This is a genomic window from Paraburkholderia sp. RL17-380-BIE-A (assembly GCF_046028085.1).
In the GTDB taxonomy this organism is placed as follows: domain Bacteria; phylum Pseudomonadota; class Gammaproteobacteria; order Burkholderiales; family Burkholderiaceae; genus Paraburkholderia.
This window is the reverse complement of record NZ_JARESQ010000004.1, coordinates 347,108-372,215: the sequence shown is the minus strand read 5'-3', so window position 1 is coordinate 372,215 and position 25,108 is coordinate 347,108. Positions and strand designations below refer to the sequence as shown.

The 25,108-nt window shown below is 64.6% G+C and carries 19 protein-coding genes; 9 read left to right on the top strand and 10 right to left on the bottom strand.

Going from position 1 to position 25,108, the window contains the following annotated elements; translation table 11 throughout:
- The first annotated feature begins 186 nt into the window (after positions 1-186).
- Both P0D68_RS09160 and P0D68_RS09155 read left to right on the top strand, forming a co-directional pair.
- On the top strand, positions 187-486 hold the full coding sequence (locus P0D68_RS09160; RefSeq protein ID WP_408293505.1) for a type II toxin-antitoxin system HigB family toxin: 300 nt from the start codon (positions 187-189) through the stop codon (positions 484-486).
- Entirely contained in the window at positions 483-905 is a 423-nt protein-coding gene (locus P0D68_RS09155; RefSeq protein ID WP_408293502.1) for a helix-turn-helix domain-containing protein, read from the top strand. Before P0D68_RS09160 ends, P0D68_RS09155 begins: the two co-directional genes overlap by 4 nt.
- 352 nt (positions 906-1,257) lie before the next feature.
- On the opposite strand, the gene P0D68_RS09150 is transcribed toward P0D68_RS09155, so the two are convergent.
- From P0D68_RS09150 to P0D68_RS09110, 9 genes are all read right to left on the bottom strand, one after another.
- Positions 1,258-3,666 (bottom strand): polysaccharide biosynthesis tyrosine autokinase, encoded by a 2,409-nt coding sequence (locus tag P0D68_RS09150; protein ID WP_408293499.1) that lies wholly within the window; start codon positions 3,664-3,666, stop codon positions 1,258-1,260.
- A 158-nt stretch (positions 3,667-3,824) separates the two neighbouring features.
- Complete coding sequence (locus P0D68_RS09145; RefSeq protein ID WP_408182980.1) at positions 3,825-4,778, bottom strand: glycosyltransferase family 2 protein; 954 nt, start codon at positions 4,776-4,778, stop codon at positions 3,825-3,827.
- A 2-nt stretch (positions 4,779-4,780) separates the two neighbouring features.
- Complete coding sequence (locus P0D68_RS09140) at positions 4,781-6,166, bottom strand: undecaprenyl-phosphate glucose phosphotransferase (protein ID WP_408182983.1); 1,386 nt, start codon at positions 6,164-6,166, stop codon at positions 4,781-4,783.
- Between the two features lie 35 nt (positions 6,167-6,201).
- Complete coding sequence (locus tag P0D68_RS09135) at positions 6,202-6,936, bottom strand: Crp/Fnr family transcriptional regulator (RefSeq protein ID WP_006048767.1); 735 nt, start codon at positions 6,934-6,936, stop codon at positions 6,202-6,204.
- A gap of 631 nt (positions 6,937-7,567) precedes the next feature.
- Positions 7,568-10,204: a glycosyl hydrolase 2 galactose-binding domain-containing protein gene (locus P0D68_RS09130; protein WP_408293495.1), complete on the bottom strand. Its 2,637-nt coding sequence runs from the start codon at positions 10,202-10,204 to the stop codon at positions 7,568-7,570.
- Positions 10,205-10,244: 40 nt separating this feature from the next.
- Positions 10,245-11,321, bottom strand: coding sequence for a DUF1839 family protein (locus P0D68_RS09125; protein WP_408293492.1), 1,077 nt, complete (start codon positions 11,319-11,321; stop codon positions 10,245-10,247).
- Positions 11,318-12,382 (bottom strand): amino acid--[acyl-carrier-protein] ligase, encoded by a 1,065-nt coding sequence (locus P0D68_RS09120; RefSeq protein WP_408293489.1) that lies wholly within the window; start codon positions 12,380-12,382, stop codon positions 11,318-11,320. Before P0D68_RS09120 ends, P0D68_RS09125 begins: the two co-directional genes overlap by 4 nt.
- Before the next feature lies 1 nt (position 12,383).
- The gene (locus P0D68_RS09115; RefSeq protein WP_408293486.1) at positions 12,384-13,667 is read right to left on the bottom strand and encodes an acyl-CoA dehydrogenase family protein; all 1,284 of its coding nucleotides are present in this window, start codon (positions 13,665-13,667) and stop codon (positions 12,384-12,386) included.
- The gene (locus P0D68_RS09110) at positions 13,664-13,915 is read right to left on the bottom strand and encodes an acyl carrier protein (RefSeq protein ID WP_408182993.1); all 252 of its coding nucleotides are present in this window, start codon (positions 13,913-13,915) and stop codon (positions 13,664-13,666) included. The genes P0D68_RS09115 and P0D68_RS09110 overlap by 4 nt, the downstream gene beginning before the upstream one ends.
- Before the next feature lie 349 nt (positions 13,916-14,264).
- On the opposite strand from P0D68_RS09110, the gene P0D68_RS09105 reads away from it, so the two are divergent.
- Genes P0D68_RS09105 through P0D68_RS09080 form a run of 6 tightly spaced genes read left to right on the top strand, consistent with a single transcriptional unit; the run spans position 14,265 to position 22,271 of the window.
- Positions 14,265-14,798: a GNAT family N-acetyltransferase gene (locus tag P0D68_RS09105; protein WP_091794713.1), complete on the top strand. Its 534-nt coding sequence runs from the start codon at positions 14,265-14,267 to the stop codon at positions 14,796-14,798.
- Entirely contained in the window at positions 14,798-16,348 is a 1,551-nt protein-coding gene (locus P0D68_RS09100) for an O-antigen ligase family protein (RefSeq protein ID WP_408293479.1), read from the top strand. The genes P0D68_RS09105 and P0D68_RS09100 overlap by 1 nt, the downstream gene beginning before the upstream one ends.
- 11 nt (positions 16,349-16,359) lie before the next feature.
- The gene (locus P0D68_RS09095; protein ID WP_408293642.1) at positions 16,360-17,538 is read left to right on the top strand and encodes a glycosyltransferase family 4 protein; all 1,179 of its coding nucleotides are present in this window, start codon (positions 16,360-16,362) and stop codon (positions 17,536-17,538) included.
- Entirely contained in the window at positions 17,535-18,692 is a 1,158-nt protein-coding gene (locus tag P0D68_RS09090; RefSeq protein ID WP_091794705.1) for a glycosyltransferase family 4 protein, read from the top strand. The genes P0D68_RS09095 and P0D68_RS09090 overlap by 4 nt, the downstream gene beginning before the upstream one ends.
- A 13-nt stretch (positions 18,693-18,705) precedes the next feature.
- Positions 18,706-21,120, top strand: a complete 2,415-nt coding sequence (locus tag P0D68_RS09085; protein WP_408293476.1) for an NHL repeat-containing protein — start codon at positions 18,706-18,708, stop codon at positions 21,118-21,120.
- The gene (locus tag P0D68_RS09080; protein ID WP_408293473.1) at positions 21,117-22,271 is read left to right on the top strand and encodes a glycosyltransferase family 4 protein; all 1,155 of its coding nucleotides are present in this window, start codon (positions 21,117-21,119) and stop codon (positions 22,269-22,271) included. The genes P0D68_RS09085 and P0D68_RS09080 overlap by 4 nt, the downstream gene beginning before the upstream one ends.
- A gap of 44 nt (positions 22,272-22,315) precedes the next feature.
- Here the strand turns inward: P0D68_RS09080 and P0D68_RS09075 are convergent, their stop codons facing one another.
- On the bottom strand, positions 22,316-23,776 hold the full coding sequence (locus P0D68_RS09075; RefSeq protein WP_091794695.1) for an oligosaccharide flippase family protein: 1,461 nt from the start codon (positions 23,774-23,776) through the stop codon (positions 22,316-22,318).
- Positions 23,777-24,112: 336 nt separating this feature from the next.
- Between P0D68_RS09075 and P0D68_RS09070 the strand changes: the two genes are divergently transcribed.
- Positions 24,113-25,105, top strand: a complete 993-nt coding sequence (locus P0D68_RS09070) for a glycosyltransferase family 2 protein (protein ID WP_408293470.1) — start codon at positions 24,113-24,115, stop codon at positions 25,103-25,105.
- Positions 25,106-25,108 lie beyond the last annotated feature (3 nt).

Sequence of the window (25,108 nt, the reverse complement as noted above, 5' to 3'; positions counted from 1 at the left end):
TGTCTCTTTATTCGCATATTGCGAACTTCGCGGTATGCGAATAAAATGCTGTTCGTGGTACCGCAGTGAGCTGTAAATAGCCGTTCGGACTATGCCGTCCGGCCGGCTATCGGTGTCGATTCGCTCCGTTTAGCCTTGCAGGTGAAGCGCGCATGTTCAGCGCGCGAAAACGTGCGAGGAAATCCGATGCGGGTCATTTCAAAGAAAGCGTTGCTGGACTTCATAAAGAGACATCCGGGCGCGCGCAGTGCGCTATTGACTTGGTATTCACTGGCGCAGGCATGCCTCGCGTATGGCTATAACGACCTGAAGCAGACGTTCGCCGGCGTGGACTACGTGCCGCCTCAATACACCGTTTTCGATGTAGGCGGCAACCGGTTCCGGATCGTTGCGGCGATTCACTACAACAGGCAGTCGTTATTCGTTCGTCATGTCATGACGCATGCGGAGTACGACCATTGGACGAGGAAGAATCTAAACTCATGAATGCCGATCGCCTTCCGGGAGCCTTTCCCGACATCGCTCAAACCTGGGCGGCACTGCGAACCCAGTTGCCGATCACACCCATTCGTAACGAGCAGGACTACCAGACCATGGTGCGGCTCGCCAACTCGCTTGCCGATCATCTGAATGGCAACGAGGAAGATCCGCTGTCCGATCTGTTCGCGATCGTGACCGATCTGATCGAAAACTGGGAAGCGCGCAACGTGACGATTCCCAAAGCGGAGCCGCGCGAGGTGTTGCGTCATTTGCTGGAAACGCATGGCTTGAGGCAGAAGGACCTGATAGGTATCGCGTCGCCTACCGTGGTGAGCGATATCCTCGCGGGCCGCCGCGCCATCAGCAAGAAGGTGGCCAAGGCGCTGGCCGTGCGTTTTCATACCGACGTCAGCGCGTTCCTGTAAACACCGCGCAGCGTCGGCCTCGTGCTGTGCGCTGTGCCGGCCGGCAAGCCTTTTCTCGTCCATTCACCTCAGCCTGTCCACGCCGCACCGGCGGCATTGTTAACCGCCGGTGTCGGTGCTCGGCGCATTGGCGCTGTTCCTGTTTCGATCACGCGAAGCATGCGAAGCACCTTCGCGTAAGAAGCGCGTGCGCGCCCGCATCCTCGATCCACGCGCAAGAATAGACCCACGCAAGCAGCGCGTTCTGAGCTCGCGCGTCGTCTTGGTCTGAATACCCCGCGCAAATACAAAAGGGCTGCGCCTTCATGCGGCGCAGCCCTTTCTTTGTCCAGCGCCCAACCCTCAACGCGCTTCAGCTCGGCGCATGAATGTCAGGCGGGTCACCGGCAGAGTAGGTGTACGCATAGGCATAGTCGTACGTGCCGTTGCGATTGTGACTCTTGAGCGGCACGGCATTCATCACGCCGCCCACCACCCGCGCACGCGCGCGCCGCAGTTTCTTCAGCGCGTCGGCCACGTGGCCCTCGGTGTGCGCGCCCGAGCGCATCACCAGCACCGTGGACCCGGCGATATGGGCGACCACCGCGGCGTCGGCCACCGCCAGCAGCGGCGGCGTATCCACAATGACCAGATCGAACTCCTGCTCGAAGCGCGCGAGAATTTCGCTGAAACGCGGCGAGGTCAGAATCTCCGACGGATTCGGCGGATAAGCGCCCGACCCGATGAAGTGCAGGCCATCCACGCCGGTCGCGCGCGCCACGGTTTCCAGATCCGCCTGGCCGGTCAGCAGTTCGGTCAGGCCGCCGTTAGGCGAGCGGCCAAGATAGTGGGCGAGCCGGCCGCGTCGCAGATCGGCGTCGATCAGCAACACGCGCTTGCCCGATTCCGCCATCAGCGCGGCGAGGTTCGCGCACAGGAAGCTCTTGCCGTCCGAGGGCGCCGGGCTCGTGATCGCAACGATCCGGTTGGGCGCGTCAAGCAGGCCGAATTGCAGCGTGGCGCGCAGCCCGCGCAAGCCTTCCACCGTCGTGTCGTACGGATGCGTCTTGACCAGCAGCGGCCGTATCGGCGTCTTGCCCGAACCGATGACGGTCTGCGTGCCCACCGCCACCTGGGCTTGACTGTCGGCCGCCGAACGCGAGCGCAGCAGGCGCATGACGCCGGACGGCTCGTGCGCGACCGCGCGTACTTCGGTCGGCGTGGAGCGCGGTCCGGGCAGGGCGGCGCGGCGCATCGCGCTCAATTGCCGGTCGCTGCGCGCCTGTTCCGGACTGAAGGCGATCGAGCCGAAAATCGGCAGATGAAAGCGCCGTTCGACGAACTCGGGGTCGGACACGCCGGTAAAGAACGTACGGCGGCAGAACGCGAACAGAATCCCGCCGATCACGCCGAGCACCGTGCCGGCCGAAATGATCAGCGCCGACTTCGGCCGCACCGGCTGGGACGGCAGCAAAGCTTCGTCGATGATATGCACGTTGCCGATCGTGCCGGCGCGCGAGATAGAAAGCTCCTGTGTTTTGTTCAGCAGCGTCACATAGATTTCTCCGGCCACTTTCGCGTCGCGCTGCAAAGCGATGGCGTTGCGCTCGGAACTCGGCAAGGAGGCGAAGTGATCCTCGAAGTTTTTCTTCTCGCGCGTCATCGCGGCGATTTGCGCGTCGACCTGCTGCACCTCCTGGGACGCTTCGGTGAAACGCTGCAACAGTTGCGCGCGCTGAATGCGCAACGTGCCGAGCTGCTTGTCATAGTCGAGGCCACCGGCGAGGTACACACCGGCTTCCTGAGTGGGCTGGAACGAGAACGAGCCGACTTTCGACTGATACTCCGACAACGCGGTTTCCGTCCGCTTCACTTCTTCGCGCAGGCGCGGCAATTCGCCGTTCAGGAAGGTCAGCATGCGGCTCGCTTCTTCCTGCGCGCGTTCGGTGCGTTGCTTCAGATACGAGTGGGCCACCGCGTTGGCGATGTCGGTGATCGCGTGCGGGTCGGTGCCCGTGTACGACAGTTGCACGACGCCGGTGTCGCGGCCTTTCTCCGTGACCTGCAAACCGGCGGCCAAGCCGGTGACCGCGTCGAGCTGGTTGTAGCGCGTCACATAGAACTCGGTGCCCGGACGCGCCACCAGCGTCTTCACGAACAGCGTGACGCCGCCGCCTTCGGCTTCCTGGCCGGCGACGCCGGTGAGGATCTGTTGGCCGAACGCATCGGTCAGTTCATAGCGGCCGTATTCGAGCACGCGCAGCGTGAGGCGCGCGCCTTCGAGCGACTTCGGCACGGCGATCGACTGGACCTCGAATTGCTCGCCGCCCCACGCATACGAATCCAGGCCGAACGCCGCACCGAGCGGATGGCCCGGCCGCGCGAACAGCGCCGAGATCTTGCCGAGCACCGGCATGGTCTTTTCTGACGTGGTGAAGTTCAGCTTGAACTGTTCGACCACCGGCTCGACCACCGCGCGACTCTTGATGATTTCGATTTCCGCGTCGGTGCGCATCGGTCCGACCGACGGCGTGAGCGTCGGCGAATTTTGCGACTGCGTGCTGCCGTTGTTGTTGCTTTGCGCGTCGACCTGGAGCAGCGCGTCGGCGGAATAGATCGGTGTGGCGACCTTCGTGTAGAGCACCGCGGCGAGAATCACGCTCGCGGCAATGCCGATCACCCACCAGATCTGATCCATGACCATGCGCAAGAGGTCGCGCATCACGGCGTCTTCGTCGCTGCTGGACGCCGGTCCCGGTTCCAGCATGTCGTATGTACTCATAGTGATACCCCGTTGCGAGCGATTGTTCTGAACAACTGTGGTGTGTGGAAAAGCGATGCTGCCGAGAGCCCGACGGCCATCGTTCTGATAGTCATGTTGTGGTCCCCCCGCGAGAAACCGGTGTGTCGATCAGTTGCGTTGATCAGTTGCGTTGAGCGTCAGCGCATCGCTTCCTGCCATGCCCCGCGCATTGCGCGTAGGCCGACTCGCCATTTGCGCAGCGCAAGCGCTACGCCTCCGCGCTCGAATGCCAGTGACAATGCGCGCAGAAACCCCGGGTCCGCGCGATCGCCGATCAGCGTCGAGTAAGCGACGAACGCCCATCGGCCAGGCGGCGTCAGGTATTCGCACATGATGAGTCGGAGATTGAACGACGCGTTATAGAACGCCGCGTCGTTGAATGTGAAACGCTGGTCTTCGTCGCTGCGCTGCGCCGGGAAGTGCTCTACCAGGAGCGCCGGGTCGTAGATCAGTTTCCAGCCGCGCCGCTCTATGTCGAGACTGAAGGCCATCTCGCAGTGAACCTGTGCGCCGGTGCCGCGCAAGCGGCCGTCGAAGCGCAACGCGCCGATCGCCTCGCGGCGAAACGACATGTTCACGCCTTTGAGCACCTGCACTTCGCGCGCCTTGCCGTGGCCGATATGGTGATTGCCGATAGTCCGCCCATACCAGCGCACGAGGCCCACGCGCGGCTTCTGCCCTTGCAGGATGCCGTGGCGTTCATGCACGATGTCGCGCCCGCCCAGGCCGCCGAGCGTCGCATCGCGTTCGAAGGCGCGCGCGATCCGCGCGACCCAGTCGGAATGCGGCGCGGCGTCGTCGTCGGTGAAGCAGAGCACGTTGCCGCTCGCGCTCTCGATGCCGAGGTTGTATGCGGCGACCACGCCGGGCTTGCGCACCAGTACGACCGAGCGGCGCGGATCGGGCCGGTTGGCCTCGCGGGTGCGTAGCCAGTCGAGCGTGGCGTAATCGTCGTGACGGGCGATCACGATCACCTCGTCGGCGCGGCGCTCCTGCGCGTCGAGTGCCGCGAGGCAGCGCGCCAGGTCGGCGGTGCGCCGGTAGGTCGGCACGATCACGGAGACTTTCACGAACGGTTCCCGTATTGGCATGATCAGTATGCGTTGCGGCCGACAAAGCCCTTGAAGATCGTAATGAACACGATCTTCATGTCGAACCAGAACGACCAGTTATAGATGTAGAAGAGATCGAACTTGACGCGCGCTTCCATTTTTTCCACCTTGCTGGTGGCGCCGCGATAGCCGTTAACCTGCGCCCAGCCGGTGATGCCGGGCTTGATCCGGTAACGGTACATGTAGCCGTACACCTGATCCTTGTAGAGATCGTCGTGTTCGACCGCATGCGGACGCGGGCCGACCACCGACATCTGGCCGAGCAGCACGTTGAGAAACTGCGGCAGTTCGTCGAGGCTCGTGCGGCGCATGAAGCCGCCGAGCTTCGTGATGCGCGCGTCGTTGCGCGAGGCCTGGGTGAGCTGGCCCTGCGCTTCGTGATGCACGGTCATCGAACGGAACTTGTAGATCGCGAACGGCTGACCGTCCACGCCTTTGCGAATCTGGCGAAAGAACACCGGCCCAGGCGAGCCGAGCTTGATGCCGATCGCGAGCACCACGAACACCGGCGCGAGCGCGAACAGCGCGGCTGCCGCGAACAGGCGGTCGAAGATCAGCTTGGGCCACATCTGCGGCGGCGAGAAGGGCGTCGCGCTCAGGTTGAGCGTCGGTAAACCGACGACATCGACCAGCGCGTGATTGAAAAGCGAGAGGCTGCGCACATCGGGAATGAAGCGCAGATTCACAAAGTCATGCCGGAACATGCGCGTGAACCGGTAAATCGTGTGTTCTTCGGAAAGCGGCAACGCGAGCCACACTTCGTTGACGTGTTCTTCGCGCACCTTGGCGGCGAACGCGTTCAGATCGGTCAGTACCGGCAGACGGTGCGGACGCGCACCGTAGTTCCCGGCCGCTTCAAGGCTGGTGTCGAACAGGCAGACCGGTTTGAAGCCGGCTTGCGGCGCATGTTCGAGATGTGCGAGCAGCGTGCGTGCGAAGCCGGGTGCGCCGACTATCGCGACGGTGCGGTAATTCATCCCGCGGCTGCGCACGAAGCGTAATGCCACATGCACGAGGCACTTGGCCGCGATGATCAGCGCGCCGGAAATCAGCGTGGAGTAGCCGAACCACAAACGCGACACGGCATCCATACGATGCAGCGTGAACGCGAGGATCAGCGCGGTGGCGACCACCACTATCCATGCGGCGGCAACTCTTGCCAGCATGGAGGACAAAGGTTTGCCGCGCCAGGTTTCATAAACCCCGAAGCCGGGAAACAGCAGCAGAACCAGCACGCAGTTGAAGGCGATCAGAAGACGCTCGGTGTCCGACACCGCGCTCGGCGTCGAGAACCGCATCCAGTGAGCGAGCAGTCCTCCCGCAATCACGAAGAGTGCGTCGAGGAATCGCGCAGTATTCCTGAACATGTTTGACTCTACCCATTAGTCGGACGAACCAGCGCTTACTCGACAGTTTCAGCCTGGCGCAGACGGGGTAGAAGGCGGTCGAATTCGCGCTTGACGAGGCCATAGCATTCGCAGGCGCGTGCTTCGAGTCCTTTACGGTCGAGCACCTTGATGTGGCCGCGGCTATGGTGAATCAGGCCTTCGTCGTGCAACTTGCCGGCCGCTTCGGTAATGCCTTCGCGGCGCACGCCGAGCATGTCGGCGATCAGTTGCTGGGTCACGGTCAGATCATTCGACGCGACACGGTCCACCTCGATCAGCAACCAGCGGCACAGTTGCTTGTTCAGCGCGTGGTGGCGGTTGCAGGCGGCCGTTTGCGCGACTTGCGTGAGCAGAGCGTGCATGTACAGCAGCATCAGGCGGCGCAGAAAGTCGGAGCGGGCGAATTGTTGCTTGAGCGCCTGTGCGCTCATCCGGTACGCGAAGCCGGCGCATTGAACCTGTACGCGATTCGGCATGGTCTCGCCACCCGTGAGAACCGGCACACCCGTCATGCCTTCGCGGCCCACCGCGGCGATTTCGACCGAACTGCCGTCTTCCATCGTCGAGAGCATCGAGATGATCGCAGTGGTCGGGAAGTAGACGTGATGAATGCGTTGACCGGAGTCACACAGCAATTGCTCGGTGCGCAGGTGAACCAGTTCGAGATGAGGAGCCAGGGCCTGCCATTCGTGGGACGGCAATGCGCCGAGCAAATGGTTACCGTGCAAATCGGATTGAAGTGTCAACATGATCGGTCCTCGCGTGAAAGTCGCGCTCTGCGTGACTTTCTGTTTTTGATCCGATGCCTGCATCCCTTGTTAGACGACTTGCTGCCTGGCGAGCAGCGAAGGATGAACAGGACCGGCCCCGTATTGGCCTGATGCGCCGCCGCCGTTGTTGTCGATCTCATCTGCGGTGACGCTGTGTTGCGCTCTTCTATTAGCGAGGAGCGTGCCAGCGATAGAGGAAACGAGGACTGGTGCGGGGTAACGTACCAAGTCTTAGCGGCGCGCGAAGCCAAACGCGCCTTTTTGTTTCAAATCTGTACAACGGCCTCGCGCTCCGAGGCCGCTTCGCGGGGTCTGTCGATTCGGATCAACGCCTTGCTGGGATTGGCCTGGCGGGTGCTGGGAGGGGCCTGGTGCCTGGTGTCTCAGGGTTGAATCAGCCCATCAGGATGCGTTTTGATGCGGCGTCCGGGATGTGCCGGATTTGATTCAGATGTGTTCGACACGCTGCGTGCGGTGGCGTACCGATGAGGTTTTTGGCGACGCAAAAGTCTGAGAAAAACCAACAGTGATTCCGCAGACCAGACAGATGGATCCGCGCAGCGCGAGGTTTTACGCGCTTCGCGAAGGGGTGGCTAGATCAGGGAGACGTTCAGCCGTAGAACGTGGCGGATATCGCATTGACCGCGCGAACTTCTCCGGCGGGCGCCGCATATGTTGCATCAGCTTTAAACACGGCATTCGATGCGTGTGCAACCAAACCGTCCGGCGGTGTGAGCGGGATGAGCGGCACGACGCAACGGCGGTTCGGTGGCAGATGGAACCAGTCGTGCGCGGCACGGTAGTGTGTGTCAACGATATGAAGGAAGCGCGCAAAACGCTTTGTTTCGATCACGAGCCGCCAGCCGTCGCCGTCACGCTCCGCGGCGACCGTCAAGCCCAGGTCGTGCCGTTCGCCAATGCGACGCTCCGGCAGATGAAACGCTTCCGAAACGATCCGGCCGCTTGCCTTGTCGCGCAGCGTGGCGATCGTCACGTCGTGCGCGCGCGGGCCGAAGCGGTACGCGTGCGTGAAATCGAAGAACTGGCCAAGGCACGCGGCCGCGCCCAGACGCTGTGCGCTATGCGGCGCCAGTTCGATAGCGCAGCTTGCGGAGGCGACCTTGACGCTGCCGTCGCGCAGACACAGCAGATCGAGTTGCGCGTGCAGTGGCTGTGCGCGCTCATTGAGCAGATGAATGTCGAGCCCGTTGAGGCCCTCGTCGGTGATCACCACCTGAATGGGTTGCAGCGCTCCGGCAAGGCCGTGCAGGGCGCTTTTAGGCCGTCCTGTGGCATCGATCAAGCCCCAGCCTGCGCCGGGTCGCAAATCCTGAAGCTGCCAGACGAGCGCGCCGCCGCATGACGAGCCGGCGCGTCGCCACTCGGCGAACACGTCTGCCATCAATTCGGCGACCACCGCGCGCGACAGGTCCAGATAACGCTCGGGGTCTTCGTAACGCAGGCGGGCGGGCTCGACGCCATACAACGTTTGCAGATAGTGGTCGCGCACGTCGTCGAAATCCCAGCCTGCGCCGGGATCGCGCGGCACGGCGGCCTTCCAGCGCGGATCATGCAGATGGGTCGTGCCCAGCGCGTCGCGCAAGGTGGCGTCGTCGGGTACGTTGGCGAAAGCGAGGCATTCGGCGGCAAAGCGCACTTGCGAGCGGCGCACGTCGTCGAGCGGACGCTGATAGGCGCCCACGCCATAGTAGTGAGTGACACCCTCGTTAGTCGAAAACGGCCACACGCCTCCCGATGGCGAGTTGCTCACATACGGCACGTCGGAGCGCTCACGCGCGACGATGGCGGGCAACTGTTCGGTAAAGAGTGGTTGCGCGCGCATTGAAGGCGGCAGGCCGAACATGGCCGCCTGCTGGTCGACTTCGCTGCCGCCGCACAATACCGCGAGCGAAGCGAAGCGTCGTGTGCGCGTGAGAAACTGGGTGGTCTCGCGCTCGATCGACGCGCGGAATGCGGCATCGTTCGGGTAGTCGAAATTCGCCAATGCGAAGTCTTGCCAGACGAGCATGCCGTATTCGTCGGCAAGCGCGTAAAACGCGTCGGACTCGTACACCATCGTGCCGCCCACGCGCAACATGTTCATGCCCGCATCGCGGGCGAGCGTAAAAGCGCGACGCAATTGCGCTTCACTACCGCTCAGGGTGACGAGGTCCGCGCTGGTCCAGCATGCGCCACGGCAGAACACGGGCAGGTCATTTACGCGCAATGCGAAGCCCATGCCGTCCGCGCCATGCTCCACTTCAATGCTGCGGAAGCCGACCAGACCCAACGCGTGAGATATCGCGCGCCCGTCATCAAGCTGCAACGACAATGCATATAAAGTGGGTTCGCCGTGCGTGTGCGGCCACCAGCGCTGCACGTGCGGCACGCGCACGCTGCCGGTCAGTGTATATGCATCGCGCCATTGCAAAGACGAAACAGCATCCCCGCATTTAAGTGAAGCGCGGCAGTTCGCATCATGATGCGGATGCAGGAAACGTAGCGTCAACGAAACAAGGCCGTCGTCGCCGTCGAGCCGGCTTGCTATGTCCACGGTGTCGAATGCGTGGGGCGCGTCGCTCAGCAGTTCGACGGGACGCCATGGGCCGACCGCCTGCACCGAAGGACACCAGCCAGGCATATGGCCAAGCAGGGTGGTGCGCACGTTGCGCAAGGTGGGCGGCGATACGAGCCGGGGCCGCCAGCGCGCGCGCGAACGTTTTGCCGCCAATGCCGGCGCGAGAGAGCGGAAGCACAGCGCGAGCGTCGCGTTGCCGTTCAGTTCGATGTCGAGATCGTGTGCGACGAACATCGAATCGGAGTCGAGAAGCCTGATGCCGCCGAGCCAGACTTCGGCGAGCGTGGCGAGCCCGTGCAGGCGCAAGCGGCGTTGGCCGGCGCCTTCGAGTGCGAGCCGATACCAGTGATCGTCGAAGGCGAGCGGCGGCGGATTGGCGAGGTCGAGAAGACCTGCGGCACGCCGCGCGCTCGCCACGGTGCCCGGCACTTGCGCGGCGAGCCAGCCGTGCGCGGGCAAATCGGCGGGCGACGCGCATGCGCCCGCCGCCGTGCTCAAACATTCCCAGCCGATCTCGAGGCGCTGCGGCCAGAGTGTTTGCGATGCCCGCGCCAATGCGGCATCGGTTTGAACGGCATCGCCAGAATCGCCGGCTTCGTGATGAACGTTCGCGAGTACGCCGCTCGCATCGCCATTGTCAGGCAACAGGTCGATCGTCAATGCGTCCACGGCGAGCTCCCGAGAAGTCCGCGAAGCCGTGCGCGGAGCGTCACAGCACCAGCGCGGCGAGCGGCGGCAGCGTCTTTTCGTAAGCGCTTTCGAGCACGTCGAAGCAGTCTTCGCACAGATCGCGGCGTCCGCGCGCAATGGCCCGCACGAGCCGGAACTGCATGATCATCGACTCCGACGCGATGCTCTGCGCCGCGGCCGGAATCGATGCCGGAATCTCGAAGCCTTGTGCGGAAAGCCACAGCAGATACTTCGAGAGGAACTCGAAGTTCGCGCCGAGCTGCCGCATCAGGTTGAACGAGTACGGGTGGAAGAATTTTTCGCCGCGTTCGAGCAGCGTATCGAGATGCGCGGGAAATGCGGCACGCCATGACGAAATCGGATTGGTCAGCGGCCGGCGCCCTAGGTGCGCACACAGTAATTCCGCCGACGCTTCCGCCAATGCGGTGCCTTCGAGCGCGGGCCGCGCCTGCTTGGCGAACTCCACGTAAGGAAACAGCAGGTCGGGCTGCTGCGCGAATTGCGGCAGCTTGCGGAACACGCCGTCGTAGTCCTCGCCGTCGAGCAGGTGATAGCCGGTGTTGTGGAAATAGCCGAGACGGCGCGCGTCGGGATCGATGAAGTCGATGCCCACCGTGGTTTTCGGATGCTCGCGCCGGTACGACGTGGCGCGCGTGTTCGGCAGGTAATAGCCGTCTACTTCCACCAGCACCGTATGGCCGCGTGAAGTCTGCGCGAGCACGCGCGCTTCGAGCGAATCGTAGATGGCCAGTTCCTGCACCTGGGTGCCGTAGAGCCGTTCGAGGTCTTCGAGCGGAAACTTGAAGAACGTGAACTGATCGCCTTCGAAATCCTGCGTGACGGTAAAGCCGAACGCCGCGCGCGGATCGAGCCCGAAGCCGTGCAGCAGTTCGATCCACAGGTCCACGTAGCAATTCGTTTCTTGCCACACGCGCTCGCCTTGATGCAACGCGTGTGGCGCATGCTCGCGCAAACGCGTCGCGGGCGCGGCCGGCGTGGCCGCGGCAACGCCGCCCGCGGCGGGCAGATCGACGCGCCGGGTCAGCGGGAAGGCGGTGTGCGCGCCGTTCGGCACGGGTGTCAGCGACGGATTCATACGCGCTCTCCGGCGTCTTGCGCCGCCACGCCTGTTTCTGTCTGCATGGACGCGATGCCGTGCGCCACGCGTGCTTCGGTATCGCCCCACAGCAGCGCGCGCACGTCGTCCGGCCAGGCGTTCACATCGAGCCCGTGATGACGGAACAGCGCGAGCGTGATGCGTTCCATGCCGAAGCCGACGCAGCCCGTATGCGCAACCGTACCGTCGTCGCACTCGATCTTCCAGATCGCGCCGAAGTGTTCCATGTGATAGTTGAACGACAGGCAAGCGGTCTTGCCGCGCGGATCGGCCACCGGAATCAGCAGTTCGAACTTGAGTGCCTGGGCGCGCTGGCTGTCGGCGACGATCTTGCCGCCGCGGCCGAAGAACGGGTCGTTGGCGAGATCCACTTCGACCGGCAGTTGCAGCAGTTTCACGAGCAGCGAGCCGCGCTCGATCCACATCTGGCGGAATGCCATCACCTGTTCGCCGCTGCCGAGGCGCACGTATTCGCGCTGACGGAACATCTGCATGCGGCCGGGATCGAGCGACGGCTCGTGACGGAAGCAATACGACAGCACGTCGATGGTGCGGCCGCCGGCGGGCAGCGGACCGCGTCGCGCCATCACCGGGTAGATCGGATAGCAGGCGGCCGGCGTGAGCACCACGCGGGTCGGTTTCTGCTGCGCCATCCAGGAGTCGCTGCGGTCGTCGTCGCTTTCGGTCATCGCGTCGTCGAGCGCGCGCAACAGGCGCCGGTGGCCCATGTCGTCGCCGCAGAACGAGTGGATCGTGCCGGCCAGATTCGGGAAGCTCTTCAGATACTCGCTGTCTTCGAAGTCGGTGCGGCGCATGGCGGGCGGAAAGCGCAGCACTTCGGGCTGCTGGTCCGCGCCCAGATGCGTGATCGCCACGTTCAGACGGTCCACCACGTCCTCGAAAATCTGACTGCGGCCGTACAGGCCGTTTTCGCCGGTATCGATCAACAGGCCCGCGGCCAGCAGTTCATCGCGAAAGCCCGGCGCTTCCGCTGTCTGAGCGGCAGCGGCGAGGGCGGCGGTATCGGTCATCGTGTTCATGTCAGGCTCTCCCCGGGGCGGCAGGACGTTGCGCGAGCAACAGGCTCGCGGTGTTCTGCGCAATGCGGTCGTTGTTGATCATTAGCGGCGCGGAGTACAGGTCGCGCAAATGGCGTCCCACGCTGTACGGCGTGCCGTTCTTGTAGCCCGCCATGCCGCAGATCATCAGCACTTCCTGCACGACCTGCAGCGCGGTGGTGGAGATGCTCGTCTTCAGCGTGTTCATGTCGGAGGCGAAGCCGAGCATGGCCGCGAGCGGCGCATCGGCTTGCGAGCCGCCGTGGCGTGCCTGGTGGGCGGCGCGCGCCGCCTCCAGCGCGACCGCGAGGCGCGCCTGCATCATCTGCAGCAGCCCGACCGCTTCGGCGAGGCGCAGGCCGGCCGGCGGAATCTCACCGGGTTTCGAGCGCGCCTGCGCGCGAAAGAACACTTTCGCGCGATTCACCGCGTCGCTGGCCACACCGGTCCAGACCGAGGCCCACAGCGTGTGCGAGACCGGCAGCATGGTCTGATCGGCGATCTCGGCAAAGGGCGTCGGCAGGATCTGTTCGGCCAGACCCGTGGCGACGAGCCGGAAGCCCTCGCTGCAGGTGCCGCGCATGCCCATCGAATCCCAGCCGCCGCGCTTTTCCAATTGCGTGTCGGCGCGCAACGCGACGATCAGCACCTGATCCGCCGCAGCCGACTCGGCGGTGCGGCGGGCCGTGACCAGAATGCCGTCGGCGTGCGCGCCGTAAGAGATCGTCGGTGCGAGCTTTTCGATGCGAAAGCGCGCAGCGTCGAGCTCGACTGCGCATGCACTGGTGCGCATGTTGCCGCCGATGGTTTCTTCGGAGGTGGCCGAAGCCAGCAGCCATTGGTTCTCGACCAGTTGCGCGAGCAACTGCCGGTGCCACGCCGAGTCGCTGCCATGCGCCTCGATGCAGGCCACCTGGATCTGATGCATCGCATACACCATCGCGGTGGACGCACAGCCTTGCGCAAGCGTTTCGCAGATCGCGCCGACGTCCGCGAGCGACAGCCCCGCGCCGCCGAATGCGGCCGGCACCATGGCCGAAAGCAGGCGCTCGCGTTTGAGCGCGTCGAACGCTTCGCGCGGAAAGCGTGCCTCACGATCCACCGAATCCGCGAACTGCGCGGCCACTGCGGCGCAGCGTTGCGCCGCCGCGCGCCAGCCGGGTTCGGCTTCGACCGCGCTCAGCACGGCCGGCGGGTCGCCTTCGTTGAGGGCCGGCACCTGGGTAGGGGCGAGCGAAGCCGCCGCATCCAGCAGCGGGGCGTTCATGCTGCCGCCTTCGCCTGTTGCAGCTCGGTTACCGCGGCGGCCATCGAATCGATGCTCGAGAAAAGCCGCCGCGTCAACAAACGGTCTGGAATTTCAATGCCGAATTCGTCTTCGATGGCCAGCATCAGATGCACGGTCGCGAGTGAGGACAAGCCCGCGGCGTACAGGTCGGCGTCGTCGGCGAGGCTCTCCGGCGCGACGTCGAGGCGGGCCGATTCGGAAAGGATGCGTCGCAATGCGGTTTTCATGGTGTGGTCCCCCAGTTGTTCAACGGTCTCGAATGTCGCGGACATCGATCGAACGCACGTGATCGTTTTTTGTATCGATTGCGCGCGGCGCTTGCCGGCGTGGTCGATTTGCCAGCTGCGGCGCGGTCACAGTGATTGCGTGCGGTTTCAGGCGGCGCTTTGCCACGCCGTGCCCGATGTCCCGTATTTAAGAATTGTCAAAGCCCAGCGTCAGTGCGATGGCGCACGGAAACACGCGGTTTGCGGACGTACCGTGTAGCCATCAGAACGGACCGGCGCAGGCAGCCAGGCCGTCGAAGCCGGCGCGTAAAGCCGGTCTCGTTGAACTTATTGACCGCTGGGGAACGTGATGAACTGGAAAACGCTGGAATTCGATCAGCTTTCGGCACGCGAGTTGTATCTGATCCTGCGGGCGCGCAGCGCGGTGTTCGTAGTCGAACAGTCGCATGTCTGTCTGGACGCCGACGGCCGCGACGAAAATGCGTTGCACGTGTTCGCGGTTGAGGACATGGCGCGCTCCATGCCGATTCTCGCTTACGCACGCGTGCAGCCCGGCGACGCGGAAGACCCGGAGATCACCATCGACAAGGTCCTGACGAGTCCGCTGCGACGCGGCGACGGCACCGCCGAACTGCTGCTCGAACGCGTGCTGCAGGCAATCGCCGAACGTTGGCCGGGACATGCCACGCGTGTCAGTGCGCCGCTCGGTTTGCGCGGCTTCTACGAGCAATTCGGCTTTCGAAAGACGGAAGGACCTTATCTCGAACATGGCGTGCCATTCATCGGCCTCACACGTCAGGCGCGCGTCAGCCAGCCGCTCTTCGGCGTGCGCCGCCGCGAGCGCGGCGCCGCCGTGCTCGTGAATACGTTCGAGTTGCTGTGATGGGGCGAATGCTCGTCACGCCTTCCAGCGCACAGCTTGCACTCGCGAGACCGACGCCGGACATACCACGTACTTCGCCGGGCGCGGCACCTGCTTTTGCCGCGCCGGCCGCCGGTGCGCGGGCGAGGGGCCTGCGCCATCCACTGCGCCTGCCGCTACTGCTATTTGCGGTGACGTTGGGCCTGGTCGCGCTGCATCAGGGCAGGGTGGTCGAATACTTCTTTCCGCTCGGCGCATTCGGCATTGCATTGTTGTTCTACTGGCGCTCGCCCGCGCATTACCTCGGCTTCGTCTGCTGGCTGTTTTTCCTGACGCCGGAAGTGCGCCGTCTTGCCGACTTCGTCAACGGCTCGTTCAACGATCAAAGCCCGATCATGATCGCGCCTTTGCTCGCGGTCGCGCTCACAGGCCTGACCCTGCTCAAGCACGTCTCGCTGCTGGGGCAGCGCCGCGCGGCGCCGCTCGTGCTGATCGTGATCGCGCTGCTGTACGCGTATGTGGTCGGCATGGCGCAGGTCGGTCCCGCTGCCGCGACCTACACGCTCATCAACTGGCTGTATCCCGTGATGGTGGCGTTTTATCTCACCGTCACATGGCGCCACTATCCCGACTATCACCGCGTGTTGCTGAAGACATTCGTTTATGGCGGACTCCTGATGAGCGTGTACGGCCTGCTCGAATTCGTTTCGCCGATGCCTTGGGACGCGTTCTGGCTGATCGCTTCGAAAATGCAATCCGAAGGGCAACCGGTGCCGTTCGGCATGCGTGTGAGCAGCACGATGAATTCGTGCGGCCCGTTCGCGGTCACGCTCATGACGATTCTGCTGATGTCGCTCGCGGCGCGCGGCAAGGCGCGCATCGTGCTGGGCTGCGTGGGCATTCCCGTGCTGCTGCTCACGAGCGCGCGCAGCACGTGGGGCGGTTTTGCGATCGCGATCGTGTATTCGTTCCTCATGCTCGATGGCAGGAGCCGCATGCGGTTGATGGCCGGCGTGCTCGGGCTCGCCGTGATGGCCGCGCCGCTGATGATGATCGATCAGGTCGCCGAACCGGTGATCCAGCGCTTCAGCACGATGCAGAACCTCGGCGAGGACAACAGCTATCAGGCGCGCGCCGAGTTCTACAAGAGCTTTTTCTCCTCGGCGTTTACCGACATCGCAGGACAGGGGCTCGGCACGATTGGCCTCGGCACCAAGCTCTCCGACGACAAATCATCCGCGGCGAGGGTCGATTTCGACAGCGGCCTGATGGAAGTCCCGTTCGTGATGGGGTGGCCGGGCACGCTGCTCTATGCCACCGGCGTATTCGTGTTGCTCTGGCGCGCGTACCGGGCGAGCCGGCTGCATCCGACCGACCTGCTGGCGATTTCCGGTGTGGGCGTGGCGGTGGCGATTTTCTCGATGATGATTTTCATCAATACGCTGACCTCCGTGTCGGGAATGTTTTTCTTTCTCGGTGTGACGCTGCCCGTGATTTCGCTGCGTTATGCGCGTGAACGGCAGGGCGCGGCCGCCGTTGCTTCACTACGGCACAACAAGATATCCAGATGAAGGACACAAGGATGCGGATTCTGATCGTCACCCACGTCGTGCGAAAAAACGACGGGCAGGGGCGGGTCAACTATGAGATCGTGCTGGCGGCGCTCGCCGCCGGTCATGCGGTGACGCTGCTCGCCGCCGAGGCCGCGCCTGAACTGGTGCAGCACCCTCACGTGCATTTCGTGCAGGTTCCCACCAGCGGTTTGCCGACCAAGCTGCTTCAGTACCAGATGTTCGCGTGGCGTTGCGGCGCATGGATTCGCGCGCATCGCGACGAATTCGACGTGGTGCATGTGAACGGCTTCATTGCGTGGGCGCGTGCCGATGTCAACGCCGCGCACTTCGTCCACGACGGCTGGTATCGCTGCGGCTTCTATCCGTTCAGGCTGCTGCATAACCTGTATCACGCGTATCAGGTTGTCTACACGTTGCTGAATATCGTGTGTGAAAAGTGGGCGTTCCGGCATGCCGAGGTGATCGTGCCGGTCTCGCAGAAAGTGGCCGGCGAAGTTCGCGCGCTGGGCATCGGCTCGGCACGGGTGCAGGTGATACACAACGGTGTCGATGTCGGCGAGTTCACGCCCGGTACACCGGAGCGGGCCCGTTTCAATCTGCCGCAAGCGCCGTTCATGCTGCTGTTCGCCGGCGACCTGCGCATGTCGCGCAAGAATCTCGACACCGTCCTGCATGCGCTCGTACGCACGTCCCCCGAAGTGCATCTCGCGGTCGCTGGGATTCTGCACAACAGTCCTTACCCCGCGCTGGTGGAATCGCTCGGACTGACGCAGCGGGTTCACTTCACGGACATGGTGATGGACATGCCCGCGCTGATGCGCTCGGTCGATGCGTTCGTGTTTCCCTCGCGCTACGAGCCGATGGGGCTCGTGCTGCTGGAGGCGTTGTCCGCCGGATTGCCGGTCATCACCGTGCGCACCGCGGGCGGCGCGGAAGTGATCGCGCGCGGCAGCGGTATCGTGCTCGACGATCCCAACGACGCCGCCGCGCTTGCCGTGGCGATCGAACATCTCGCCAGAGAGCCGGATTACGCGCGACGCCTTGGGCTCGCCGCGCGCGCGGTGGCCGGCACGTTGAGCTGGCAGGCGATGGCTGAGCGCTATCTGTCCGTCTACGAACAGGTGCATGCGCGGCGCGCGGCGCGCGAGCTGCCGGCGGCGTGCACGACCGCATCGGCGGAACTATGAGCGATACGTCGATCGAATCACTGCAAATCGGAATGCACTGGTTCAACGAGCGGCCGGGCGGGCTCGACCGCATGTTCAAGGCATTGATCGATACGCTGCCCGAGCAGGGCGTCAATGTGCGCGGCATGGTGGCGGGCACACCGGGCGTGTTCGATGCGTCGGGCGGCCGCGTGCTGGCTTTTGCCGGCGCGCAGTCGCAACTCGGCACGCGGCTGTGGGGTTCGCGCGTGCAGTCGCGCGCGCTGCGCGCCGCGAAGATGCCCGATGTGGTCGCCTCGCATTTCGCGCTATACGCGGCGCCTACTGTCGGCGTGTTCCGGCGCGTGCCGAAGGTCGTGCATTTTCACGGACCGTGGGCGGCCGAATCGTTTCCAGGCGGTGGCGGCGGCTGGTCGCGCGCCATGCGCGTCGCGCTGGAGCGCTTCGTCTATCGCAGCGGGACGCGGCATATCGTGCTTTCGCAGGCATTTGGCCGGCTGCTTCACGAAAACTACGGCGTGCGTGAGGACAGCATTCGTATCGTGCCGGGCTGTGTCGACGTGGCGCACTTCAATACGCGGGCGACCAGGCGCGAGGCGCGCGGGCGTTTGCGTTTGCCGCAGGACAGGCCGCTGCTCTTTTGCATGCGGCGTCTGGTGTCGCGCATGGGCCTCGAAGACCTGATCGACGCCATGGCGCTCGTCAAGCCGATGATCCCGGACGTACTTCTCATCATTGCCGGCAAGGGGCCGCTGGAAGCTCAGTTGCAGGCGCGCATTGTTTCGCGCGGGCTCGAACGCAATGTCCGGCTGGCGGGTTTCGTGGCCGACGAGAAAGTGCCGCTGTGGTATCGGGCCGCCGATCTTTCGGTGGTGCCGACGGTGTCGCTCGAAGGCTTCGGGCTCACCACGATCGAATCGCTCGCCGCGGGCACGCCGGTGCTGGTGACGCCGGTCGGCGGACTGCCGGAAGCGGTGGCGCCGCTGTCGTCCGAACTGGTGCTGCCGTCGAGCGGTTTCCGCTCGCTCGGAGAAGGGATTGCCGACGTCCTGCTCGGGCGCCGCGTGGTGCCGGATGCCGAGGCGTGCCGTGCGTATGCGAGCGCGCATTTCGACCGGCCGGTGGTCGCCGCGCAGGTTGCGCGCGTCTATCGCGAAGCGATCAGCGCATTCTGATGCGCCCGTGATCATGCGAAGCACCGCACGCAAAACCTTCGAGCGCCTGGTGTGCGTAATCGCCGTGGCCTTGCCTGTGCTGGTGGTGATCGGCGCGGCTGGTTCGGGATGGACGATTCACGGGCCGGCGCTGACCACTGAGGCGGCGGCAGCCATTACCACTCCCAACGCAACCGCAACTGCAACGACCGTCGCCGCAGCCGCGGCCAGCCGGCCCGCCGCCGAAGTACAGGCGGCGTCCGCCCATCCTTCGCTATCCTACCGAACCTCGTGGATCGGCAATACGTGGGGTTATGCCGATCATCGCTGGATGCAGATCGACGTGCAGGCGCTCGCCGTCACGCCGGATGGCGACGTATTCACGAACGCGCCCTGGGACGAAGGCGGCGGCGAACTCGGCCAGTACCGCAACGGCGAGCTGGTGCGGCACGGCGGCGAGTCGCATGGCTGGGGCATGATGGGCGGCGACGCGATCGCCGTGAACAGCGAGTACGTGTACGTCGCGCAAACCATGGTGAGCCTCGGCAACGAAGAGGCGAAACACCGCGCCACCCCGCGCGAGGGCGAAGTGTGGACGGGCGTGGCACGCCGCAGCCGGGCCGACCTACGCGACGGCGTGCCGTTCGCCGGCCAGGTGAAGTTTCCCGCCGGCAGCCGGCTCGCGTATCTGCTGATCTCCACCTATTCCGACAAGACGGATTACGCGGTCCGCGGCCTCGCCGCGGACGACACGCGGCTGTTCGTTTCGAACCTGCTCGATAACCGCGTGCAGGTGTACGACGCGCAAACCATGCAAGCGGTCGGTGCGTTCCCGGTGCCCGAGCCTGGCCGGCTTGCGCTCGCTTCCGACGGCTCGTTGTGGGCCATTGAGAACAGCCGCACGGACAGCGCGCGGCGCGTCGTTCACCATGCACGCGATGGCGCCCGTCTAGGCGAACTCGCAATGCCCGACGGCGTGGTGCCCGTAGACCTGACGGTCGACGCGCGCGGGCGCCTGTTGATCGCCGACAACGGCGTGCGCCAGCAGATCCTGATCTTCACGGCGGTCCCCGGCGCCACGACTCAGCAGGGAGCGGGCATGCAATTGTCGGCGAGCTTCGGACAGGAGGGCGGCATCTACGCGGGCCGGGCCGGCGCGCCGGGGCCACGGCGCTTCAACGGGCTGACGGGAGTGGGCGTGGACCGCGGCGGCAACGTCTATGTGTCGATGAACGGCGCGGGTCCGCGCCCGTTCGGCACGGGTCCGAGCACCTACGACGGCGCGCTGCTCGAAAGCTATACGCCCGATGGCAAACAGCGCTTCAGTCTGCAGGGACTGTTATTCGTCGACGGCGCGCAGTTCGTGGATGGCGAGCCGCCTTCGGTGTACAGCGGCAGCAAGCGCTTCACGCTCGATCTTTCGCGGCCACTCGGGCAGGAGTGGGCGTATGCCGGCTACACCGCGGACCGTTTCCGCTATCCGTACGATCCATATTTTCATCTGTATCTCGGCGGCCAGCGGGGCATGCCGATGGTGCGCGACGTGCGCGGTCACCGTCTGCTCTTTACGACCGACATGTACTCCTCGTATCTGCGGATCTATCGTTTCGCCGACGACCGCGAGACCGCGATTCCCGCTGGGCTTTTCGCGCAGTCGCATATCGACGGCGCGTGGCCGCCCAATCAGCCGCGGCAAGGCGAATGGATCTGGCGCGATACGACGGGCAAGGGCGACTTCTCTCCACAGGCATTCGACCAGAACATTCGCAACGCCGACGCGCCGCCAATGCGCGGCTGGTGGGTGGATAGCCGCGGCGATATCTGGCAGGGCACCGAATCGCAGGGTATTCGCTGCTTTCCGCTGCAGGGCTTCGATCGCGTCGGCAATCCGATCTACCGCTACTCGGCGATGCGGCAGTATCCGCCGCCCGCGCCGTTTTACCGGGTCGCACGCCTGAATTATTTCCCCGACGAAGACAGCATGTTCGTCTCCGGCTCGACACCCGCGCATCCATTCGTTCAGGAGAACTGGAATGGCGCGGGTTCGCAGTTGGCTCGTTACGACCACTGGAAGAGCGGCAAGCCCGTGCTGCGCTATGTGATCGGCTTGCCCGATCGCGGCGCGCCGGACTGGTCGTCGATCAGCGGCTTTACCGTGGCGGGCGACTACGTGTTCGCCGTCGAAACGCGCGGCGCCGTGGTGCGTGTGTACGACCGCGCGAGCGGACGCGACGTCGGCCGCCTCTCGCCGGGCAAGGAAGTCGGCTCGACGAGCGGCTGGGTCGATGTGCCCATGCCGATGACCGCGCATCGCCTCGCCTCGGGCGAATACCTCGTGCTGGTGGAAGAAGACGCCTACGGCAAGGCGCTGATGTACCGCTTTACGCCGCCCTCGGCGCCGCTTGCCGCGGCTGCCCCTCATTCAACGACTGTCGCGCGGACTCCATGAAAATCATTCACCTCGCCAATCACGCGCAATGCGTCGGCAATGGCATCGTCAACGTGATGGTCGACCTTGCCTGCCTGCAGGCGCGCGCCGGCCACGACGTGACGGTGGCCTCGGCGGGCGGCGGCTTTGTAGCGCTACTGGCGCGGCACGGCGTGCGTCACGTGCTGTTGCCGCAATCGCCCAGACCGTCGCGTGTCGCGAGCATGGTGGCGGGCTTCAGACGGCTGGTCGCGCAGGTGGATCCCGACGTCGTGCACGCGCACATGATGACCGGCGCGCTGATCGCTCGCGTGAGCGCGCTGCGGCGGCGCTACGTGCTGATCACCACGGTGCACAACGAGTTTCAGCGCAGCGCCACGCTGATGGGCGTCGGCGATCACGTGGTGGCGGTCAGCGATGCAGTGGCCGCGGCGATGGCGCGGCGCGGCATTGCGCCGGCGCGCCTGAGTGTCGTGCGTAATGGCACGATCGGCACGCCGCGCCTCGCCGACACGCCGGTGCCCGCGCAACCGCAACTGGCGCATCCGTGCGTCGTCACGGTGTCGGGCATGTATGAGCGCAAGGGGATCGGCGATCTGCTGCATGCCTTCGCGTTGCTGCGCGAGCGCGTGCCGCACGCGGTCCTGTATCTCGTCGGCGACGGTCCGGATCGCGGTGCCATGGAAGCGCTGGCTCGGCAACTGGGTGTCGCCGCGCAGGTGCGTTTCGAAGGTTTTGTCGCCGACCCGCGTGCGTATCTCGCGCAGGCCGACGTGTTCGTGCTCGCCTCGCACCACGAGGCGGCCGGCCTCGTGCTGTGTGAAGCGCGTGAATTGGGTCGGGCGATCGTGGCGACGCGCGTGGGCGGCATTCCCGAGATGCTCGACGGCGGCGAAGCCGGCGTGCTCGTGCCGGTGCAGGACCCGACTGCGTTGGCGCAGGCGCTCGGGCATCTGATGAGCGCGCACGATGCGCATGCGGCGCTGTCCGCACGCGCGCTCTGCAAGCTCGACAAATTCAGCGTGCAGCAGGTGAGCGACGGCTATCTGTCGATCTACGAACGGACTTTGGCGAGCTGCCAGCCGCGCCGCTTTGCGAGCATCGCCACACGCGGTATGACGGCGGTTGCACGAGTAGTGCCGGACACTGTCACGCACTCGAGCTCGATCTGAAAGAGCGGGCCGCGCTCAGCAGCGGTCCGCTTCAGTCCTATGGACTAGCTGGTGGTGGACGGCGTAAAGCGCGCCCAGAGCTTGCCGACCAAGCCGCGAAGCTCGCTCGACCCGTGCAACGATAGCCCCAGGTTCGCGAGGGCCAGCACGAGTGCCGCGACGATGAGCGTCGGCACCGCGCTGATCGAATCGGCGAGCGCGACTGCTACTAGCAGGAACGCGAGGTGGGCCAGCATATTGCGTACGATGGACCACACGTGCAGCCGCGCGAACACCAGCAGCACCGCGTAGTCGAATAGCGCTTTCAGCGTGACGACGACACCCGCGCCCATGATCCCGAACCAGTGAATCCCGCACCACAGCGCGCCGGCGAATACTGGCAATTCGAGCCAGCTCACCGTGGCGACGGCGGCCGGGCTGGTCTGCGCCTGGATCAGGATCCCCAGAATGCCGCACTGGCCGCTCAGCCACACGCCGAGCACGAGCACGCTGGCAACCGGCGCGGCGGCCGCGACCGTCGGCCCCAGCCAGAGCAGGAGGAAAGGCTTGAGCGCGAATAGCGCGACGATCACGCACGGCGTGAACGCGCCGTTGAGAAACGCGAGGGCGCTATGCGCCAATGCGTCCGCATCCGCGCGGGACACGGCCGACAGGCGTGGGAACAGTGTGCGCACCATCGCGATGGGCAGCAGATTCAGGCGCGTAATCAGGTTCTGCGGCGTTGCGTAATACGTCACGTAGCGCGCGCCGAGCAGCGCGCCCACCAGCACCCGGTCGAGTGTCGACGCAATCATGTTGGCGCCGGAAAACATCAGCATCCAGCGGCCATAGCGGAAGAGTTCGGTCATCACATGCCATTGCGGCATCCGCACGCGGCGAATCCCGAGCGCGCGAAATGCGGCCGCGCCGAGCATCAGGCCGGCCACGAGGCGCGCCACTACCGCCGCCGGAATCACCACCGCGAGCGAGGGCGAAAAGCAGAAGATCGCCGCTAGCGGCAGTAACTGGAACAGCGCCGTGCCCAGTGTCTGGTTGATGTTGAAGCTGGTGAAGCGCTCCACGCCGTTGATGGCGCCGGCAAACACCCATGAGACGTTGGCGATCGGCACGGCCACGGCGATCCACGGCAGGCTCGCCATCACTTCGCGCTGGAAGGCGGGTTCGATCTTCACGCCGTGCGTGATATAGACAACCGTGCCCACGTAAATGAGAAGGCCGCCCACAATGCCGGTGCCCAGATTCATGAACCACGCGCTCCAGAAGATGCGCTCGATCGAATCGTCCGTGGCGGCGCGCGCTTTGGATATCTGATTTTCGGTTGCGAGACTCGTGCCGAGATCCAGCACGCTGAAGTAGCCGATCAGGGTCCACACCAGATTGATCACGCCGTATCGTTCGACGCCCATCAGGTGAATATAGGCGGGCACGGTGACGAGGGAGATAAACGTTGGAGCGATCGCCCCGGCGAAATTGATGACGATGTTCCTGACGATACTTCTTTCCATGGTGCGCTTTTCCGGCGTCTGAATTCCTGCAATGGTGTGGTCCGTTCTGGCCGCTGTCGGTGCGCAGTCGCACTCTGCAGCGCGCTTGACACGACGGTGTCGGCCCGTCGCAGGTTTCGATATTGCCCTGGCCCCTGGCGTGTCTATGTGTGTGCCCGTACAGATACTTGCCATCCGGCGAGGTTAAATGCAAATCATCAGAAGGTAATGCCGCGCGGCTGTGTTGTTGCCGCGTAATCATCGAACGGGGTTTGACAATGAAACGTGCCGGACTCGAGCGCCGCTCGTCGGCCAGAATGCAACGGGACCTGGGCGCGAGCGGTTTGCGGGGCATCCATGGCTGAGCGCATCGACGAACAGAGCGGGAGCGGCGCGAGTGAACTGGATGCGCGGCTCATCTCCATCTGCATTCCCACCTGCAACCGGCCTGCGTTGCTCGAGCAGGCCATCGACAGTTGCCATGCGCAGACTTATGGCGAGTTCGAAATCGTGATCGGCGACGACTCGACCGACGACAGCGCGCGGCATGTCGTGGAACGCTGCCGCTTGCGCAGCGACCGGCCCATTCGTTACGAACGCAACGTGCCCCGGCTCGGTCAGGCGTCCAATGTGAATCGCCTGTTCGCGCGTGCTCGCGGCGCCCGGCTCGTGCTCCTGCACGACGACGATCTGCTGGAACCGCATGCGTTGAATCGTCTCGATGCATGCTGGCGAACCTACCCCGATCTGACAGCGGCGTTCGGCAAGCAGCGCGTGATCGCCGACGACGGCACGCCGCGCCCCGAAGCCAGCGAACGCCTGAATCGCGATTACCGGCGCGTGCCCGAGCGTGCCGGCCGTTTGCCCATACCGGCGCTAGCCGGCATCGACCAGATGTTCCCGAACAACGGCTTTCTGGTCGATACGTTGGCGGCACGCCGCATTGGATATCGCCCGGCCGCCGAAGTCGGCGAAGCGTGCGACTTCGATTTCGGCTTGCGGCTCAGCGTCGACGCAACGGCGATCTGCTTCGTGAACGAGTGCGTCTCGGTATCGCGCGAAACGGCGCTGTCGATTTCAACGCATGCGTTGCCCGCGATGCACGCGTTTGCGCAACTGCGCGAGAGCCATGTGCCGGCAGCGGCACAGGCCGCGCGTGATGATGCATTGCGCCGCGTGGCGCCGCGCGCGGCCTCCGCCTATGCGCGAGCCGGCGAGCCCGCTGCCGCGTGGCGTGTGCTGCTGTCGAAGCATTACCCGATGCGCGACAGACTGCGCGCGCGGTTCTTCTATCACTTGCTGCTCGCCGCGCGCTCGACGTTCGCGTTGCGTGCGCCGCACGGCAACTGACTA